This window comes from Demequina sp. TMPB413, from assembly GCF_020447105.2.
Lineage (GTDB): Bacteria > Actinomycetota > Actinomycetes > Actinomycetales > Demequinaceae > Demequina.
The window spans coordinates 2674303-2692750 of record NZ_CP096184.1; the positions used below are offsets into that span (position 1 = coordinate 2674303).

Annotated in this window: 13 protein-coding genes and 1 pseudogene; 6 read left to right on the forward strand and 8 right to left on the reverse strand. The window is 68.5% G+C overall.

The annotated features are described in order from the left end of the window. Positions 1-34: 34 nt before the first annotated feature. From LGT36_RS12950 to LGT36_RS12965, 4 genes are all read right to left on the reverse strand, one after another. On the reverse strand, positions 35-2530 hold the full coding sequence (locus LGT36_RS12950) for a hypothetical protein (RefSeq protein ID WP_226097353.1): 2496 nt from the start codon (positions 2528-2530) through the stop codon (positions 35-37). A 207-nt stretch (positions 2531-2737) separates the two neighbouring features. Further along, entirely contained in the window at positions 2738-4255 is a 1518-nt protein-coding gene (gene glpK / locus LGT36_RS12955; RefSeq protein WP_226097352.1) for a glycerol kinase GlpK, read from the reverse strand. Next, entirely contained in the window at positions 4252-5994 is a 1743-nt protein-coding gene (locus LGT36_RS12960; RefSeq protein ID WP_226097351.1) for a glycerol-3-phosphate dehydrogenase/oxidase, read from the reverse strand. Before LGT36_RS12960 ends, glpK begins: the two co-directional genes overlap by 4 nt. 53 nt (positions 5995-6047) lie before the next feature. Beyond that, positions 6048-6503 carry a ribonuclease E inhibitor RraB gene (locus tag LGT36_RS12965; RefSeq protein ID WP_226095292.1) on the reverse strand — a complete coding sequence of 152 codons (456 nt, stop codon included), beginning with the start codon at positions 6501-6503 and terminating at the stop codon, positions 6048-6050. Between the two features lie 72 nt (positions 6504-6575). On the opposite strand from LGT36_RS12965, the gene LGT36_RS12970 reads away from it, so the two are divergent. After that, entirely contained in the window at positions 6576-7973 is a 1398-nt protein-coding gene (locus tag LGT36_RS12970; protein ID WP_226095293.1) for an MFS transporter, read from the forward strand. On the opposite strand, the gene LGT36_RS12975 is transcribed toward LGT36_RS12970, so the two are convergent. The 3 genes and pseudogenes from LGT36_RS12975 to LGT36_RS12990 form a co-directional block, all read right to left on the reverse strand. After that, positions 7951-10734: a hypothetical protein gene (locus LGT36_RS12975; protein ID WP_226095294.1), complete on the reverse strand. Its 2784-nt coding sequence runs from the start codon at positions 10732-10734 to the stop codon at positions 7951-7953. The genes LGT36_RS12970 and LGT36_RS12975 overlap by 23 nt on opposite strands. 252 nt (positions 10735-10986) lie before the next feature. Next, positions 10987-11541: a uracil-DNA glycosylase family protein gene (locus LGT36_RS12980; protein WP_226095295.1), complete on the reverse strand. Its 555-nt coding sequence runs from the start codon at positions 11539-11541 to the stop codon at positions 10987-10989. A 10-nt stretch (positions 11542-11551) separates the two neighbouring features. Continuing rightward, positions 11552-12282: pseudogene (locus LGT36_RS12990) on the reverse strand (isocitrate lyase/phosphoenolpyruvate mutase family protein). A gap of 257 nt (positions 12283-12539) precedes the next feature. Between LGT36_RS12990 and LGT36_RS12995 the strand changes: the two are divergent. From LGT36_RS12995 to LGT36_RS13005, 3 genes are read left to right on the forward strand one after another with little or no spacing between them, the layout of a single operon-like run. Beyond that, positions 12540-14045, forward strand: a complete 1506-nt coding sequence (locus LGT36_RS12995) for an AlkA N-terminal domain-containing protein (RefSeq protein WP_226095296.1) — start codon at positions 12540-12542, stop codon at positions 14043-14045. After that, positions 14045-14539 carry a methylated-DNA--[protein]-cysteine S-methyltransferase gene (locus tag LGT36_RS13000; protein WP_226264596.1) on the forward strand — a complete coding sequence of 165 codons (495 nt, stop codon included), beginning with the start codon at positions 14045-14047 and terminating at the stop codon, positions 14537-14539. Before LGT36_RS12995 ends, LGT36_RS13000 begins: the two co-directional genes overlap by 1 nt. Continuing rightward, positions 14536-15465: a hypothetical protein gene (locus tag LGT36_RS13005; RefSeq protein ID WP_226094654.1), complete on the forward strand. Its 930-nt coding sequence runs from the start codon at positions 14536-14538 to the stop codon at positions 15463-15465. The genes LGT36_RS13000 and LGT36_RS13005 overlap by 4 nt, the downstream gene beginning before the upstream one ends. Positions 15466-15472: 7 nt before the next feature. On the opposite strand, the gene LGT36_RS13010 is transcribed toward LGT36_RS13005, so the two are convergent. Then, on the reverse strand, positions 15473-15958 hold the full coding sequence (locus LGT36_RS13010; RefSeq protein ID WP_226094653.1) for an aminoacyl-tRNA deacylase: 486 nt from the start codon (positions 15956-15958) through the stop codon (positions 15473-15475). Between the two features lie 221 nt (positions 15959-16179). Between LGT36_RS13010 and LGT36_RS13015 the strand changes: the two genes are divergently transcribed. Together LGT36_RS13015 and LGT36_RS13020 are read left to right on the forward strand one after the other, a co-directional pair. Beyond that, positions 16180-17355, forward strand: coding sequence for a DUF1611 domain-containing protein (locus tag LGT36_RS13015; RefSeq protein ID WP_226264595.1), 1176 nt, complete (start codon positions 16180-16182; stop codon positions 17353-17355). Further along, positions 17352-18425 (forward strand): alanine/ornithine racemase family PLP-dependent enzyme, encoded by a 1074-nt coding sequence (locus tag LGT36_RS13020; RefSeq protein ID WP_226094674.1) that lies wholly within the window; start codon positions 17352-17354, stop codon positions 18423-18425. The genes LGT36_RS13015 and LGT36_RS13020 overlap by 4 nt, the downstream gene beginning before the upstream one ends. Positions 18426-18448 lie beyond the last annotated feature (23 nt).

Genomic DNA, 18448 nt, shown 5'->3' on the forward strand with positions numbered 1-18448 from the left:
GGACGATGCCGGCCTCTCGCCGTACTACTGATTCCTATGAGGCGGCGGTCATGCCCCTCCGTCGAGGCCGCAGGCCGACCACCATGGACGCCGTGCCTAGCAGGACGAGCGCCGCTGCGCCACCAGCGAGGATGGCGTTCGAGTGCTCGTTCGTGCCGGTGTAGGCCAGCATGCCGGTGCCGCTACGGGGACGCCCAGAGAACGCGATCGGATCCTTGACCGTGACGGCCTTCCAGCCCACCAGCTCACCGTCGGCGTTGTACAGAGCCAGGCTGTGCGCCCCAACTCCCATCGCGCCGGGCACCACCACGGAGAACGTGTGGGTGCCCAGCACCATCGGCGTGGAGAAGCCGACCACCTGATAGCCGGTAGGCGACCCGCCAAAGATGCATGACCCACCAGGGTTCACGTTGATCGACGTGCCGATCACCACCGTGTCGGTGGGCGTGAGGTCAGGCAGGCACACGGAGATGCCGCCTTCAGCCATGGTGAGCAGGTCGCTCGCATAGGCCTGGAAGCTGATCCCCGTAAGGTTCACCGACGTTCCCGACGCCGTGGCCGCCATGCCGTCGGCCGTCATCTCTGTCGAGTAGGCCAGCGAGCCGCGTGCGAAGTCGGCTGCCGTGAGCACGTAGGTGAACGACTGGCTCTCGGAGGCGCCGGCCGCGATCGTGCTGCCGAATGCAGGCAGCAGTCCCGTGACATCGGAGCCGGCAAGGTCGGTGACCACCAGCCCCGTCAGCGGGTAGGTGCCGACGTTGGCGGCGATCACCGTCACCGTCACCGTCTCGCCGATCGACGGGAATCCGTCGGCGTTCGCGTCCACATACGTAGCGGACGTGTTCAACGTGGTGTCAGGCGCCACATACGCGCGCGCCTCGATCTGGGGTGCCCAGACCGTGCGCGAGTTGGTTGCCCAGTCGGCCTGGCCCGTGTAGCCAGTGGTGACGCCCACGTCGATCGTGCCGCGAACCTCATCGGCTGCGGTGATCGTGTAGTCCCACTTCTTGGCGATCGTGTCGCCAGGCGCGAGCGCCTGACCCGCAAACTTGCCCGCGACCGGAGTGGCGAAGTCGGAACCGGCCGCATCGGTGACGGGGTTGATCAGCAGTTGCTGGTCGGCGTTGTTCTTGAAGCGGACGCGGTAGGTGATGGTTTCGCCCTCTTGGCCGACGCCGTCACCGTTGGTGTCGTTGAGCTCCGCCTTGGTGAACGTCAGGCGGGCATTGGTGTTGAACTCCCTCAGGAACACGCGCTCGGACGCCGTGTGCGTGTACGCCGCGGGGTTTCCGTCAAACAGCGCCTGCGACGGTGCCACCTGGACGCTCGTGGTGAGGTCGACGTAGCCGAGCACGACGTCGGCGGCGGTGAGCGTGTAGGGCTCAAAGATGCCATTGCCGGAAGACTTCAGATGCTTGGCCTTGACGGTGCCGTTGGGAAGCGAAGTACCAGCGAGAAACGCACTGTCGTTCTTCGACTTCGCGTCCGCGGCGGCACCCCAGGAACCATCGAGCGCGATGCCCACGTAGTTCATCGTGACGTTGCCCGTGTTGGTGGCGCTCACCGCGAAATCAATGACGTCACCAGCCACGGCGCCGCCCAGCGGGACACCGGCACCCGCCGACGTGTTCACCGTGTACGTCACCGACGAATCGAACGCGGCGTTGATCGCCTCGGTGGCGGCGGAACCCACCGGTACGGGGAACGTGCCCGCGTGCAGCCAGGCAAGGGCCGTGTAGCCCGCACGCCACGTGATCTCGGTGTCAGGGAAGTCCACGACGCCCGCAACCATGTCCGCATAGGTCACGGCGACAGGGTTGCGCGTGAAGGTGGCCGACTCGCCAACGCCGATCACCACTGGCGCGGTGAAGTCGTCGTAGCCCGGCAGCGCATCAAGCACCATCACGTAGCCGGAGGTGTTGGTGACCGTGGTGGAGTAGCCGACAGTGTCGCCTTCCCGCACAGCGCCGTCGACGGCGCCGACCTCGACCAGGTTCATGGTGGTAGACACCGTGAACGGTTCGCCTGGCGCGTAGAACGCGGGCGGGCCGGCGATGGAGAAGGTTCCGGTGTCATAGAGGGGGATTCCGAAAAAGGAGCCCGACTGGTAGCGGTAGGACACCGACACGTCACCGAACGTCGGTCCGGCACCTAGGTGACCGAGATTGCCTAGTCCCACGATGCGGTCGACTGTGAATGACTGGCTGCTGCCAGCGTTGATCGCGTTGAGTTGACCCGCCTGCAAGAGCGAGTCCTGCCAGACTCCGATCAAACTGACCCGCTCGATGGCGGTGACGGTGACGGTGTACTGCACCCAGTCACCGACGTCTGGGCGACCTAGCACCCCGTGGTCGGCGGTGAGCGTCATGTCGGAGACAGTGACGGAGATGCGCCCGTCCGACACGGGATCCGTGTCAGCGGAGGCGGTAGGGCTGGTGGCGACGGTCATGCCAATCGTGGCGATGACGGCCAGGGTGATGGTGGCGGCTATGCGCCTGAATATGTGTGTGCGCGCGACAGTGGGCGACATTTTCCTCGAGCTCCTCAGCTACCGGAGGCGGGCGGTCCATCGCCCGGGTCCGTACGGTGGCGACACGCCCTGTGTGGCCAATGTCACACTAACGGACCAAGGCCCTAGTTACCAGGGGATAAAGGTGATAATAGGGAACTCGGGCCAATTCTGGGTGCGCAAAAGAGGGCAAACCGCGACAAAGTCACCGCGCACGCCGTAGACGGCTCAGTCCACGTCGTCGTCTACCCAGTCGAGGGTCCGCTTCACCGCCTTGCGCCAGTTGCGGTACATCTTCTCGGCCTCTTCGCGGGGCATGGCGGGCGACCACCGCGCGTCCTCGCGCCACTGCGCCCTGAGCTCATCGAGCCCCGACCAGAACCCCACCGCCAAACCCGCTGCGTAGGCCGCGCCCAACGCCGTCGTCTCCGTCACCACCGGACGCACCACGTCGATGCCCAGCACGTCGGCTTGGGTCTGCATCAGCAACGAGTTGACGGTCATGCCGCCGTCCACGCGCAACTCCGGCACGCGCACTCCCGTGTCGGCCTCCACGGCCTGGATCACGTCTCGCGTCTGGAAGGCGGTGGCCTCCAAGACGGCGCGCGCCAGGTGCTCCTTGGTGACAAACTGCGTCAGACCCACCACGGCTCCGCGCGCGTCCGGGCGCCAGTAGGGGGCGAACAGTCCAGAGAACGCTGGCACGATGTACGCGCCGCCATTGTCCTTCACGGCCGCAGCGAGCGGCTCGATCTCGCTGGCAGAAGAGATCATCCCCAGGTTGTCCCGCACCCACTGCACCAGCGAGCCTGTCACGGCAATGGACCCCTCCAGCGCATATCTGGCGGGTTGGCCATCGAGCCGGTAGGCCACGGTGGTGATGAGCCCGTGCTCGGACGCGACGCGCTCAGCGCCCGTGCCCACAATGATGAAGTTGCCCGTCCCGTACGTGTTCTTCGACTCGCCCTTCTCAAAGGCCGCCTGCCCAAACGTGGCGGCCTGCTGATCCCCGAGGATCCCGGCGATCGGCACGTCTTGAAGCAGCGAGTGGCCGCCCACCGTGCCGTACACCTCTGACGACGACCGGATCTGGGGCATCATCGCCAGTGGCACGTCGAAAGCTTCCAGCAGGCCCTCGTCCCACTCAAGGGTGTCGAGGTCCATGAGCAAGGTGCGGGACGCGTTGGTGACGTCGGTCGCGTGGAGTCCACCGTTCACCCCGCCCGTGAGATGCCACAGCAGCCACGAGTCGGTGGTGCCAAACAGGAGGTCGCCCGCGAGCGCCCGCTCCCTCGCGCCCTCCACGTGGTCGAGAATCCAGCGAATCTTGGTGGCGGAAAAGTAGGTGGCAAGCGGCAAACCGGTCTTGGCGCGAAACCTGTCGGTGCCGCCGTCGGCCGCCAATGCGTCGACGATGCTTTGGGTGCGGGTGTCTTGCCACACGATCGCGTGGTGGACGGGCTTTCCTGTGTGCCGGTCCCACACCACGGCGGTCTCTCGCTGGTTGGTGATCCCCACCGCCGCGATCTGGAGCCGTGTGATGTCGGCACGTGAGAGTGCCTCGCCAATGACCCGCCTGGTGTTGGCCCAAATCTCGGTGGGGTCGTGCTCCACCCAGCCAGCGCGAGGGAGTATCTGCCGATGCTCTAGCTGGCCGGTCGAGACGATCGACCCTGCGTGGTCGAACACGATGGCGCGCGTGGAGGTGGTGCCCTGGTCGATCGCCATCACATAGTCGCGGCTCATGCCCTCGCTCCCGTGCGGGCCCTCACGTCAACGCCGTGACGCGTGGACATCTCCGACACCACTGCCTTGATCTCGCGGCGCCTGCGCCCGCCACCCCAACGCAAGGTCTCGCCCACCACGTCGGCCAACTCCTCGAGCACGTCAAGCGTGAGCGCGCCCTCGAAGGCGAGCGACGTGCGCCGTAACGCGATGTCACTCAGCCGCACCACGTGCTCCTCGCTGGCAAGGTGTGCGATCTCGCCGCGCGTGTAGCCGGGCGCCGTGCGCAAGGCTGCGGTGCCGGCCTCCGCGTCGGCCACGTCAGCGGCGCGCGTGCCGTAGCGCGCCACCAGGACGCGTCCCCGCTCCGGCGTCACGCCAGCCAGGTGGTGGGCGATCCACTCGTCACGATCGTCGGCAGGGGGCAAGCCCACTCCGCCGCCGATCACCCGGCCAGCGGTGGAGGCGGCGCGCTCGAGCCCAAGGGTGTCGAGCACACGGTCGGCCACTTGCTCGCCGAGCGCCCTGAACGTGGTCCACTTGCCGCCGACGATGCTGAACACCGCCACATCCTCCGCGCCGGGTAGAGACCCCTGCCGTACGGCGTAGTCCCTGCTCATCCGCCCCGGCTCGGCGTCGACCTGGAGCGCGAGGGGGCGAATACCCGCGAAGCGATACACGATGTGGTCCCGCGTGACGCGGATGTGAGGGAACACGTGCGTGGTGAGTTCGATGAAGTAGTCGACCTCTTCCTCCGTGCAGACCGCAGGCTCGCGGGGGTCTGCTGGGATGTCGGTGGTGCCGACGATGACGCGGCCGCCCATGGGGTACACGAGCACGATGCGGCCGTCGGCGTTCTCGAAGAAGATCTCGCGGCCATGGCATGCACGCAGCAGCTCCGGATGGTCGAGCACCAGGTGCGAGCCCTTCGTACCACCCATGTAGGAGGTGGGGGTGCCCAGCGCCTCGTTGGTGAGATCCGTGAAGGGACCGGAGGCGTTGACCACCACGTCGGCGCGCATCGGGAACCTATCCCCGGTGACCTCGTCGCGCAACATGACCGAGCCGTCGTCCGTGCCGACGGCGCTGACGTAGGTCGCCAGCCGCGCGGCGGGACCGTACTCAAGGCCGTCCCTGGACACCTCCAAAGCGAGCCGCTCCGGCGCGTGAACGGCCGCGTCAAAGTAGGTGGCGGTGAAAAGGGTGTCGGGATGCAGGTCAGGCAACTCCCTGCGGGTGCGGCGGGGCCCGGCAAAGTGGTGCCGAGGAACCCCCGTGCCGTCAGGTGCGCGCCCGATGCGGGAGTAGGCGTCGTACAGCGTCAGCCCGGCCTTGACTAGCAGCGCCCCGCGCTGTGTGCGGTGACGCGGCGACCTCCCCGTGAGGAACCGCATCGGCGCCGCCACCAGGCCGCCGAACACGGTCCTGATGGGGATGGTGGTGGCCAGCGGGCGCACGTGGTGCGGGGCAGCAGCCAACAGGTGGTTGCGCTCCTCGACGGACTCGCGCACCAGCCGGAACTCGCCGTACTCCAAGTAGCGCAGGCCCCCGTGAATCATGCGCGAGGACGCCGCCGACGTCTCGGCCGCCAGGTCGCCGCGCTCCACCAAGGCGACGTCCACACCCTGAAGCGCGAGGTCGCGGAACACGGAGATCCCGTTGATGCCGCCGCCGATCACCAGCACGCTGGTGTGCGGCCTGGCGCGTAGCGCCTCGACCTCGCGTCGGGTCTCACTCCTGGAACGGCCGAGGATTCTCATTCCTCATGGTGTGCATGGCTGAGTCAAAGACGCAAGAGCCACGCCGCCGCGCGCTACCCCCGCTGCGCCTTGACGGCCGCGACCTCCGCGTCGTTGAGTCCGCACTCCCAGCCGTCGTACTCGCCGCCGAACTCGTCGGCGATGGCCGCGCACCTGTCAACGGCCTCGCGCAAGAAGTCGGGCACCAAGGCCCTGTCCGACCTCTCGGCCGTCACCCGCCACGGGTTGGGTGCGTCGGGGTGCTCCGCCAAGTACTCCTCCGGCAGGGGGCCTACCGCTGCGGCGAAGCCCTCGGCACCTAGAGCGTCGGCCGCGGCCATGGCGGTCGCGTGGGCCGGGAAGTACAGGTAGAACACGGTGGGCCGCGGCGCCTTGATGTCGGCTCCCACTTGTGTCAACTGCCCCACAATCTGCAAGTCCCTGTACTTGATGCCATCTACTTGGGACCGCTCGTCGAGCTCGGCGTCCGAGAGCGGGCGGTCACGGCGGAAGCGGTCGAGGATTCCCATCCCGCCACGCTAGCGGGCGAGGCCTGACCGCTCGCCAGCCCGCGCCGAGCGCAACACATCTAGTCTGAGGTGGTGTCCCGCAGTTCTCAGGAGCGCCCCCCAGCGAGCGCCCAGCAGCGCCTCATCCTCACGATCGCGATCACCGCCAGCTTTGTTGCGTTCCTCGACATGAGCGTGGTCACCGTAGCGCTGCCAGCCATCGTCGACGAACTGGGCGGCGGCCTCACCACTCAGCAATGGACGGTCGACGCGTACCTCTTGACGCTCGGCTCCCTGATCCTGGTGGCGGGCTCCGTGTCCGATGCCTTTGGCCGTCAGCGGGTGCTGCGGTTCGGGCTCGTGCTGTTTGGGGTGGCGTCGCTCGCCATTGCCGCGGCGCCCACCGCAGGGGTGCTCATCGCCGCACGGCTGCTGCAGGGCGTCGCTGGAGCGATGCTCGTGCCGTCCTCGCTTGCGCTCATCATGTCGGCCTTCGATGGCCGCTCACGCGGCAAGGCAATCGGAACCTGGACGGCGGCCACCTCTGGCGCCATGGTCGCGGGGCCCTTGCTGGGAGGCCTCGCAGTCGATCTCGCGTCGTGGCGGTTGGCGTTCCTCATCAACGTGCTTCCCATCGGCGTCGCCCTGGTGCTGCTGGCCCGGGTCGAGGCTCGCGACACCCGCCAGGAGGACGCCCACGTGGACCTCGTCTCGGCGGCACTGTGCGCACTTGGTCTTGGCGGGGCCGTGTTCGCGCTCATCGAGCAGCCAAACCTGGGATGGTCTCACCCGACCGTGTGGGGAGCGGGCGCGGCGGGAGCCGCCGTCTTCGCGTGGTTCCTCTGGCGCCAGTCACGCATCACCAGGCCGATGCTTCCGCTGACGTTGTTCTCCGCCCGCAACTTCGCGTGGGGCAACCTCGCCACGCTGATGGTCTACGGGGCGCTGGGCCTCAACGGCTTCGTGGTGTCCGTCTACTTGCAGGAGCGGGCGGGCCTTAGCGCCACGCAGGCCGGATTGGCGACGATGCCCATCACTCTTGCGCTCATGGCGCTGAGTTCTCGTGCCGGGGACCTCGCCGGGCGGTGGGGGCCACGGTGGTTCATGACGGGAGGCCCGCTCGCCATGGCCTGCGGCGCTCTGCTGATGCTCAGGGTCGGCGAGCCGTTCTCCTATTGGACGCAGCTGCTTCCAGGGGTGTTGCTGTTTGGCGTGGGCCTCGCCGCGACCGTGTCACCGCTGACCGCCGCCGTGCTGGGAGCGGTGGACGCCTCCCGCTCCGGCATCGGCTCGGCCGTCAACAACGCCGTCGCTCGTGTCGCGAGCCTGGTGGCGGTCGCGGGCCTGGGCGCCGTGGTGGGCGGAGAGCTCGACCTTGCGGGCTTCCACCGCGCGGCCGTGTTCGTGGCGATCTTGCTTGCCGTCGGCGGCGTCGTGTCGTGGCTGGGTGTGCGCAACCCCTCAGAGGTCAGCCCTTCATCTCAGACGTGACCGCCCCCTGACGCCTCTCCCTTGAGCGGAGGATCGCGGCGGTCCCGAGCAGGATGAGCGTGACGGCGAGGCCGCCAAGCGGCAGCCCTGCGAACCCGGTGAAGGCGAGCCCTGCAAAGGCGACGGGGTCCTTGGCTGTGATGGACTTCCAGCCGACCAGCGTGCCGTCAGGTGCGTAGAGCGCGAGGCGGTGGTCGCCAGCGCCCAGCGAGCCGGGCACGGTGACGTTGAAGGTGTCGGTGCCGAGCAGCATCGGCGTCGAGAAGGCGACCACGCGGAAGCCGTCGGCGTCGCCAGGGTAGGAGCAGCCGCCTGGGCTGACCATGACGCCCGTGCCGAGCGTAATCTCGGTCGCGGGGGCGCCGCCGACGCACACCGAAACGTCTCCCTCTGAGATGGCGTCAAGGTCGGTCGCGTAAGCCTGGAACGTGATGCCCGTGAGCGTCACCGACGTGCCGGACTGCGTGGTTGGCATCCCGGTGGCCGTCATCTCGGTGCCGTACCAGAGCGAGCCGCGCGCGAAGTCGGCCGCCGTGAGCACGTGCGTGAACGTCTGGGTCTCGGATGTGCCAGCCGCAATGGTCGACGAGAACGCGGGCAGCAGCCCGGTGACGTCTGCGCCGGCGGCATCGCCCACCGTGAGGCCGGTGAGCGGCCAGGCGCCAGTATTCGCCACGGTCGTCGTGAACGTCACCGTCTCCCCGAGGCTGGCGAAGCCGTCGCCGTTCGCGTCGTCATACGTCGCGGTGGTGTCGAGCGTCGTGGCCGGGGCGACGTAGGCGACCACGGGAATGGTGCTGGACGTCGCTGTCGACCTGGAGGCGCCGTCGGCGTCGAGCGTGGCCGCGTACGAGAAGTGCCCGCGAGTGAGGTCGGCGGCGGTGAGCACGTGGGTGAACGTGCGCGTGGCGTCGTCGTAGGACGCGATGGACGTGGGGAAAGCAGGGAGCAGCCCGGTGACGTCGGCTCCCGCGCCGTCGTTCACGACGATTCCGGTAAGCGGGTAGGAGCCCCAGTTCTCGACGGAGACCTTCACGGTGACCGTCTCGCCTACGTTGGCGTTGCCATCGCCGTTGTCATCGCCATATGCGCCCGAAGCAGTGAACCTGTGGTTCGGCGCCTCGTACTCGTTGACGTAAACGACGCTTGTGCCAGCGCTCTTGGTCACGGTGGCGCCGTCGGCGTTGCCCTTGATATCGGCGAGCACGTCGAACCGTCGCCCCCCGTTGTCCAGGTCGTCCGTGGTGAGCGTGTACGTGAAGGTACCCGTCAGTTCCCCGCCCTCCGCGATCACGGCGCCGTCCGGTGCATCGGCTCCGACGCCGGTGACGACGTTGGTCCAGAAGTCCCTCTTGACCAGGCGAGTCAGGGTGATCGCCTGGTCCGACGTGTTGACGACGCGCCATGAGTAGGTGACGGTCTCGCCCGGCTGGCCGTAGCCGTCGCCGTTGGCGTCGTTCAGGGTCCTGTTCGCGGTGATCGTCGCGCTCGTGGTGAAGTCCCTGAAGAGCGTGCGGACGGTGATGGGGAAGCGGTACTTCGGGTCGTCGCGCTCCTCGCTGGTCAATTCTTCGGCGGGCTGAGCGCGGAGCCTGAACGCGAGGTCCACGTAGCCGAGGTCCAGGTCGTCCTCGGTGAGGACGTGGGGTGTGAAGTAGCCCCCTCCCGACGGCAGTGACGTGATGTTGGCGGGCACCCAACCCGCATCGGTGAGCGACTCACCCGGCGCCATCTTGTGGCCCGAGCTGGAGGTGGACAGGTCGAAAGAAGTGCCCACCGGCCGGTGTGACATTGACACCCAGTCGACGGTGACGTTGCCCGTGTTCGTCATCCGGAAGGTGTAGTCGAGGCGATCCCCCGCCACGGCGTCGTGCGCGTCGACCCTGGCGGTGCCCGTGGGGTTGCTCACCACCACGTCAACACCTGCATCCACGGCGAAGCGATACGGCTCGGTAGCCACTGTCGCGAGTGGGATGGCGAGGGTGCCGCTGACGTCAGGCGCCGACCAGTTCAGCGACGCGTCGTCAAACGGGATGCTGCCCGCCACCATGTCGTCGTACGTGACCTCGTGAACTGCGCCGTTGAACGTCCGGGTCTGGCCAGGGTTCAGTGTGGTGGGGAAGATGGTCACGCCGAGGTTGGACCCTCCGGTGAGGGTCACAGCGACGGCGGCCGCGTTGGTCACGGTCGTGTTGTATCGGAGGCGGTCGCCCTCGATGGGGTGTGCCCCCGTCGACCCGACGCGCTCGACGGTGGTCACTGCGCTGAGGGGTGCGGGAGCGGTGTAGATCACGGGTGGAGGTGACACCACGCTGGTGTGGCTGACCCCGTCGATCGTGTACGTGACGCTTCCTGGGCCGTAGTGTGGCCCACCGCCCAGTGAGTCCAGGTCCGACGTGCCCACCGTGCGGACAGTTGAGATCCCTCTTGTGGTACCGGCGATGTAGACGTCGTTGTCGACATACGAGACGCCCAAAAAGGTGTACGCGGTCACCGTTGCTTGGGTCGCGGGACCGGTGAGGACCCAGTAGACGCCGTAGCGCACCTCGTCACCTGGGTCAGGGCGCGCGTTGCCGTTCACGTCGGTCACGAGGCTGGGCGTTCGCCACTCGAAGTTGAAGGTCGACTCCTCTGCGGCGGACGCGGCCGAAGGTGTCGCCGTGGCCAAGCCGATTGCGACGAGGAGCGCTGCGGCGATCGCGGCGACCATGCGGAGCGGCGCCGGAGCGCTGGAGAGTGCGGCGGGGGACGTGCGTGACATGGGGTCTGCTCCTCAGCAAGCGTGCCGCACCGGCATGCTGCCCGTCGGTGCGTTTCTGGCCACGTGGGAACGTGGTCTCCTCGACCATAGGTGACCAAGGTCCCTGCCACCAGGGACTTTGCTGGCCACTAGTGGACAGTGGCCACAAGTGGCCTCTGGCGGCCCGTGGAGGGGAGCGGTAAGGCCCGCGCCCCGACGCGACCTCGAACCCGCGCCGTGGAACCCAACCCAGAACCGCGGCTCCAACGCGGCCTACAACTCGCGCACCCGCTCGCCCAAACCCTTGACGATGCTCGCCGCCAGCGCAGTCCCGGTGTAGGGGCCGGGCATTCGGAACACCCTGGCGCCCCAAGCGGTGCGCGCCTCTTGCCAGCCGGGCACGCCCTCGTCGCCCAGCAGCGCACGCACGGGTTGCCGGTACACGCAGATCACCACCGGCACGTCGCGCTCGGCAAGCTTCGCTCCCAGAATGCTCATGCCGTACTCCAGCTCCGCTCGCGTCAGGTCCTTCTCGCCGACGGTGGGGCGCTTCACGATGTCGGTGAAGCCAATCCCGACGCTCGCCCCGACCCCTTCAAAGGTCCGTCCGTCTGGCGGCGTGGGCAGCAGGCCTCCCGCAACCAGGCGATGCATCTGACGCTGTCCCACCGGCCCTTGGTAGTAGTGGCCCTTGGCCACCGAGCCGGGAGGCGGGTTGAGGCCGACGATCGCGGCGCGCGGTGCGTCCGGCCACACGTCCCGCAGCGTGACGTACGGTGTGCCCATCCAGTCGATCACGGCCTGGTAGCCGATCAGCTCAGGCGCCACGGCGTCGGCGTCAGGGAGTCGCGAGCAGGCGAGCCGCCAGTTCCGCCCGCTCCTCTGGTGCCGTGCGATACAGCAACGGACCAAAGCTCACGCGGTGAATGCCGCGGCCGTGCCACTCCTGAGGGTGCGGGCCATCCTTGGCGCCCAACAGGCTCACCTTGCCCACGCCCAGTTCGCTCACCAGTAGGGCAATCACCTCCTCCGGCGCCTTGGGAACGAACACGCACGTCGCCCCCGCGTCCAGGTAGGCCCGCCCCCTGATGATGGCCTGAGCAACCCTGTCCGCCTGGTCGAGGCCGTCCACCATGAAGGCGTCTGTGCGGGCGTTGAGCACCAACTCAACCCCTCGTCGGCCGCGCCCTGCAGCGCGTCGGTCATGCGTGCCACCGACTCATCGGGCGGGTCCATGCGGTCCTCGATGTTGGCGCCCACCGCGCCGGCTGCGACGGCCCTCCGCACCGTGGCGCGCGCGTCGCCGTAACCTGCCTCGAGGTCGGCCGTGACGGGAAGCGACGTTGCGGTGCACACCTCGGCCACCGCGGCGATCGCCACGTCAACGGGCATGTTCTCGCCGTCGGAGAAGCCGCGCGACCCCGCGACGGCAAAACTTGCGGTGGCCTGAGCGGTCGCACCGGCATTTTCGACTAACCGGGCGGATTCCGCGTCCCAGACGTTGACCAGTGCGAGCACCGGCTCGCCAGAGTGGAGTGCTAGCAGGGACGACGCTGATGAAGAGCTCATGACTCCAGTGTGCCAGCCTCGCGCCAGTGGCGCTCGGGAGCGCGCCGCCCGCCACGCGCCGCTGTGATGCCCCCCACAATGGGGGCACCTTTTTCGCCCATTGGTAGCCAATCGGGCCGTGAATGGTGTGTAATTAGTGGGGAACGGCCCGGTCAACCCCCCCTCGACCGGGTCGTTCCTCTATTTCTTCCCCCGCTGGCCACGGCAATGTCCGAAAACCGCTAGCGGAGCGGCCTGCTGCAGGGCAGTCTTGAGCCATGACAGCGACCATGCTCGACGCCCACGCGTGCTACAGGGCGTCTTCTGGGCGCGATCGTCGCTTCGACGGACAGTTTGTGATGGCCGTGCGCACCACCGGGATCTATTGCCGCCCCAGCTGCCCGGCCCGCACCCCCAAGCCGCACAACGTCGAGTTCTTCCGCACCTCGGCAGCGGCCCACGTTGCGGGTTACAGGGCGTGCAAGCGTTGCCTGCCCGAGGCGGTCCCCGGCAGCCCCGAGTGGAACGTCAGGGAGGACACCGCCGCAAGGGCTATGCGGCTCATCGCCGACGGCGTGGTTGACCGCAGCGGAGTGCCAGCCTTGGCGGCGCGGTTGGGGTATTCGACGCGGCAACTGACGCGGCTGCTCACCGAGGAGTTGGGCGCGGGACCGCTCGCCCTCGCGCGAGCCCAGCGAGCGCACAACGCGCGCCACCTGTTGGTGTCGACGCTCATGCCAGCGGGCGACGTGGCCTTCGCCGCTGGCTTCTCCTCGATCAGGCAGTTCAACGACACCATCGGCGAGGTGTTCGGTATGACGCCCACCGCCTTGCGCGAGCGGGCGCGCAAGGGGGAAGCGCACGTGGCAGGGAGCGGCGTCGATACTCCCGGCGCCGTTACCGTGCGACTCGCTGCGCGAGAGCCCTTCGACGGGGCGGGCGTGCTGAGGTGGCTCGCGACCCGCGCCCTCGACGGGACGGAGCACGCTTCCGAATCGCACTACACGCGCTCGCTGAGGCTCGATCGCGGGGCGGCGGTGGTGGCTATCGCGGTCGAGCCAGGAGCGGTGCGGGTGACTGCGCACGTGGAGCACCTGACCGACTTGCCGGCCCTGCTCACGCGCACCCGGCGCTTGCTTGATCTCGACGCCGACCCCGACGTGATCGACGCGGCGCTCGCAGCACACCCGCTTGTGGCCCCGGCGGTGGCCACGCGCCCTGGGGTTCGCATCCCCGGCACTTTCGATCCCACCGAGATGGTGGTGCGCGCCATCCTCGGTCAGCAAGTCTCCGTTGCCGCCGCCCGCACCGCGGCCCAGGGCCTCGTGACCAGCCTTGCAGAGCCGCTACCGGCCGCGCTGGCTGGCGGTCCTGTGACCGCCCTGTTCCCCTCGGCGACCGCGCTGGCCGACACGGTGTTCGAGGTGGTCAGGGGCCCGCACGCACGCAGGGTCGCCGTGGCAAGAGCGTGCGAGGCGATAGCTTCCGGGGCCGTCTCGCTCGACATCGGCGCCACCCGGGCGGACCTCACGGCCCAGCTCGAGGCGCTTCCAGGTGTGGGGCCGTGGACGTCGAGCTACGTCGCCATGCGCGTGCTGGGCAGCCCCGACATCTTGCTGACCGGCGACTCGGCCGCGCGGGCGGGGGCGAAGGCCCTTGGCCTGCCGGGCGACCCGAACGGACTCAAAGCCACCGCCGCGCCGCTGTCTCCATGGCGCAGCTACCTCATGATGCACCTCTGGAACGCAGCGGTGCCGTCCCCCTCGACCCCAGGAGAAGACTGATGTATTGCTACGAGACCCTCGACACCCCCGACGGCCCCTTCACCATCGTCGAAGATCCCCAAGGCGCCGTCGTGGCCTCGGCGTGGTCGACCGACGTGCACGCCGTCGCCGCCCGTGCCCGCATCGCCGCCGATGATCTGGGCGAAGGGTCGTGCCGAGCGTCGGCCGCTGTGAGGGCCTACTACGCGGGAGACTCGGCCGCCCTGGACGGCGTCGAGATCGCGCAACGAGGCACCCCATTCCAGCTGGCGGTGTGGGGGGCCCTGCGCAAGATCGCGCCGGGAGAGGTGCGCCGCTACGGCGAGTTGGCCGCGGCGTTCGGCAGCCCTGGAGCGAGCAGGGCGGTCGGCGCGGCATGTGGCCGCAACGCCGTCGCGTTGTTTGTGCCGTGCCACCGCGTGGTCGGTGCCGCCGGATCCCTGACGGGGTTCGCATGGGGAGTGGACATCAAGCGCTCCCTGTTGGCGCGCGAGGGTGTGAAGATAGCCGGGTGAGCGCTGCTCGTCCCCCAGCACGCCGCGCTGTCATCGCGGCGGCTCTCTTGGTGTGCGCGGCGACGCTTGCGCTCGCCGGTTGCACCGGAGTTTCTGAAGGTCGCGAGGGGGCGAGTTCCGACGTCCCCGTCGTGCGATCGAGCCCGGCCGACGCTCCGCCTGGCCAAGCCGACGCCTCGCCGACGCTCGTCCCCACGGCCGAGGTCGCTTTCCCTCGCCCCTTGCAGGCCGAGCGCATCGTCGAGGTGTTGGTCGAGGCGCAAGGCGAGGGCACGGTGTTCGTGACCGGCGTGGAACTGACGTCTCCCTACTTCGAGGCGGGGCCGCCGTCCGACACAATGGTGCGGGTCAGCGAGGGCTGGCCTGGGCACGCGCGGGTGCCGCTGACTCGCGCGGTGTGCCCGGTTGGCGAAGGCTCTTCCAGCGCCCTCGTCGTGCTGGCGGACGCGCACGGGGAGCCCGCCGGCGAGGTGCTGGTCGCGGTGGAGGACCAGGTACTCGCCGAGATCAACGCAACCGAATGCCTGCAACGCGATGCGCTCGATGCCGCGCAGCCTGCCTTTGGGTCCCTCGCGGGAGTTGACTCAACACAAGCGCAAGCGACGCTCGTGTTCACGCGCGGCGTCTCCGACGCGGCCGTGACCATCGTGGGCGTCAAAGGCAACGTCATCTTCTCGCTCGACGCCGTGGCCGGCGCCCTGCCGATGCCGATGGCCGCGGAGCTGGAGTCCGTCGAGGTGCCGGTCACGGTGCGAGCTTCCCGATGTGACCCGCACGCCTTCGCGGAGAGCAAGAAGACCTTCGTGTTCGTCGCGTGGATCGAGGTCGACGGTCGCGAACAGTACGTCGAGTTCCAGCCGGACGCCGCGTGGCGCGCGACGTTGCAGGGTCTGTTCGACGCGTGCGGGGATCAGGACCGCGGGTAGCGGACCGCTACAGCGGTTCCGTCACGTCCGCGACGGTGGCGCTCAGCGTCGCGACCAACTGCGCCGGGTCGACGCTTGCCGCAACGCCGTGTTCCCCCGCCCCGATCGAGACGGGGCCTTCCCGCGACACGATCAAAGCGTCGGCGACCACGGGCCAAGGCGTGCCGTCTGGAGCTGGCAGTGAACCGAAGGGTGTGATGGTGCCGCGCTCATAGCCCGTGATGTCGCGCGCGACGTCCTTGTCAGGCATGGACAGACGGCTGACTCCCAGGAGGTAACGCAGTTTGGGCCAGCTGATCTGGCGGTCGCCTGGTACGAGCACCAAGAGGAAGTCGTCCTCCGCGCGCCGCACCACCAGCGTCTTCAGGATCTGCCACGGCTCTAGGCCTCGTGCGGCGGCCGCCTCTTCGAGCGATCGCACGGGGCCATGTGCCGTCACGAGGTGGCCGATCCCCGAGTCTCGCAGTGCCCTCGTGGCCGGATTGTCGATCATGCTCCGTCAACGCGTAGCGGCTCGCCTTGCTTCCATGCGGCGGCTTGTCCGTGAGCCCGTGGCCGCTGCCGACGGCGTCGGGATGCGTCAAACGGCCGGGCTTGCACCCCCGGCGTACACTGAGAGCCAACCACTTCTTGGTGGGGACCTCTCGTTGACACCGGCCTCCTGGCCGGAACGATCCCGGCGCCTCCTCTGAGTCAGACTCGAGGACCCGCATCATGCGCCCCTTCACGACCCCTGTCCCTGATCTGCCCACGCCCGCGCGCCCGGCGGTGCGGCCCACGGCGGTCATCTACTGCGAGGGCAACTTCGCCAAGATCGATGGCAAGACGGCCAACGGTCTGGTGCGCTCGAGCGAGCGCTATCGCATCGTCGCCGTGATCGACTCGACGCTGGCAGGGAACGACGCCGGGGTTGCCTTGGGTGGCGAGCCCGCAGGGATCCCCGTTGTCGCAACGCTCGAGCAGGCCATTGCGGTGGCGGCCAACAGCGCTCGCGACATCGCCGGACCGGTCCCGCGGCCCGACGCGCTGATCTTTGGCCTCGCGCCGCTCAGCGGACTCATGTCCGCCGCAGACAGGGAGACAGTGCTCGAGGCGGTCGCTTCTGGGCTCGACATCGTGTCTGGCCTGCACGAGTTCTTGAACGACGACCCTGAGTTTGCCGCGGCCGCCGCCATCTCCGACATCACGCTGCACGACGTGCGCCGCCCGCACGCCACCAAGGATCTGAGGATGTTCGATGGCGCGATCGACACGGTCGACTGCGTGCGCATCGCGGTGCTTGGCACCGACGGCGCGATCGGCAAGCGCACTACCTCCACGCTGCTCACCAAGGCGCTCAACGATGCCGGCATCCGCACGGTCATGGTGGGTACCGGCCAGACCGGCCTGATGCAGGGAGCCAAGTACGGCGTCGCGCTCGACGCGATTCCTGCCCAGTTTGGCGTGGGCGAACTAGAAGGCGCCGTGGTGGCCGCCTGGGAGGGCGAGCACCCTGACGTGATCGTGATCGAGGGCCAGGGAGCACTCAGCCACCCCGCGTACTTGAGCTCCACCGTGGTGCTGCGGGCCTCCCGCCCGCAGGCGGTCATCATGCAGCACGCTCCCGCGCGGACGATGCTCTCCGACTACCCCGACGTGCCGATGCCACTTGCCGCCGCAGAGATTGCGCTGATCGAGACCTTTGGCAAGACCACAGTGATTGGACTCACTATTAATCACGAGAACATGACGCCTGCTGAGGTGGACGCCGCCGTGGTCCTGTATGAGGCCGAGCTGGGACTTCCCACCACCGACGCGCTGTGGCGCGAGCCGGGCGAACTCGTGGCGATGGTCACGGGAGCGTTCCCTGCGTTGCTGACCCCGCTCGCGCACACCACGGAGACCAGATGATTTCGCCCCGCATCGAGATCGACCTGACCGCGGTCGAGCACAACGCGCGCGTCCTGGTCACCGCTCTCAAGAAGCGCAACATCGCAGTCACCGGCGTCACCAAGGCGACGCTCGGCTCTCCCGAGGTGGCGCGAGCCATGATGCGCGGCGGCGTCAAGCGCCTGGCCGACTCGCGGATCGAGAACCTTGAGGCCCTGCACGACGCGGGGATCCGCGTGCCCATGACCCTCTTGCGCGCACCGGCCCCCGAGTGGGCCGACCGCGCAGTGGCCTGTGCCCAGTCCAGCATGGTGAGCGAGCTCGGCATCGTCTCCGCGCTGTCGGTCGCCGCTGGCAAGCGCGCCCTCACCCACGGCATCGTGCTCATGGTCGAACTGGGAGACCTCCGCGAGGGCATCATGGTGGCCGACGTCTTGGACGCGGCCCGCATCATCTCGCGCACCAGGCACGTGGTGCTCGCGGGCATCGGCACCAACCTCGCGTGCCGCAGCGGGGTTGTGCCTGGCGACGATCAGATGCAGGAACTCTCCGCACTCGCCACCACCATCGGTTCCAAGTTCGGCGTGCCGACGCCTGTGGTGAGCGGCGGCAACTCGGCGAACCTGTCGTGGGCGCTTGGCGCTGGCCGCGTCGGCTCGATCAATGACCTGCGCCTGGGTGAGTCGATCTTGCTGGGGCTCAATCCCCTCACTCGCGAGCCAGTCCCCGGGCTGCGCCAGGATGCCTTCACCGTGGTCGCGCCCGTGATCGAGTCACTCGTCAAGCCCACGGCGCCGTGGGGGCTGCGCGGCCAGTCCGCCTTCGGGACTCCAGAGCCCTCGCGCAGCCGCGGCACGATCGTGCAGACCATCGTGGCGCTCGGTCGCCAAGACGTCGACCCGGACGGTTTGACCCCGCCAGTGGGAGTGTCCATCCTGGCTTCCAGCAGCGACCATCTGGTGCTCGAGACGCAAGAGCGACTCGAGGCCGGCACGGAGTTGCGCTTCGCGCCCGACTATTCGGCGCTGCTGCGCGCGATGACGTCGCCCTTTGTGCCCGAGCGGCTCCTCACTCACGCCCTCTCCGTCTAGTTCCGCGCGTGCGCCTGCCGGCG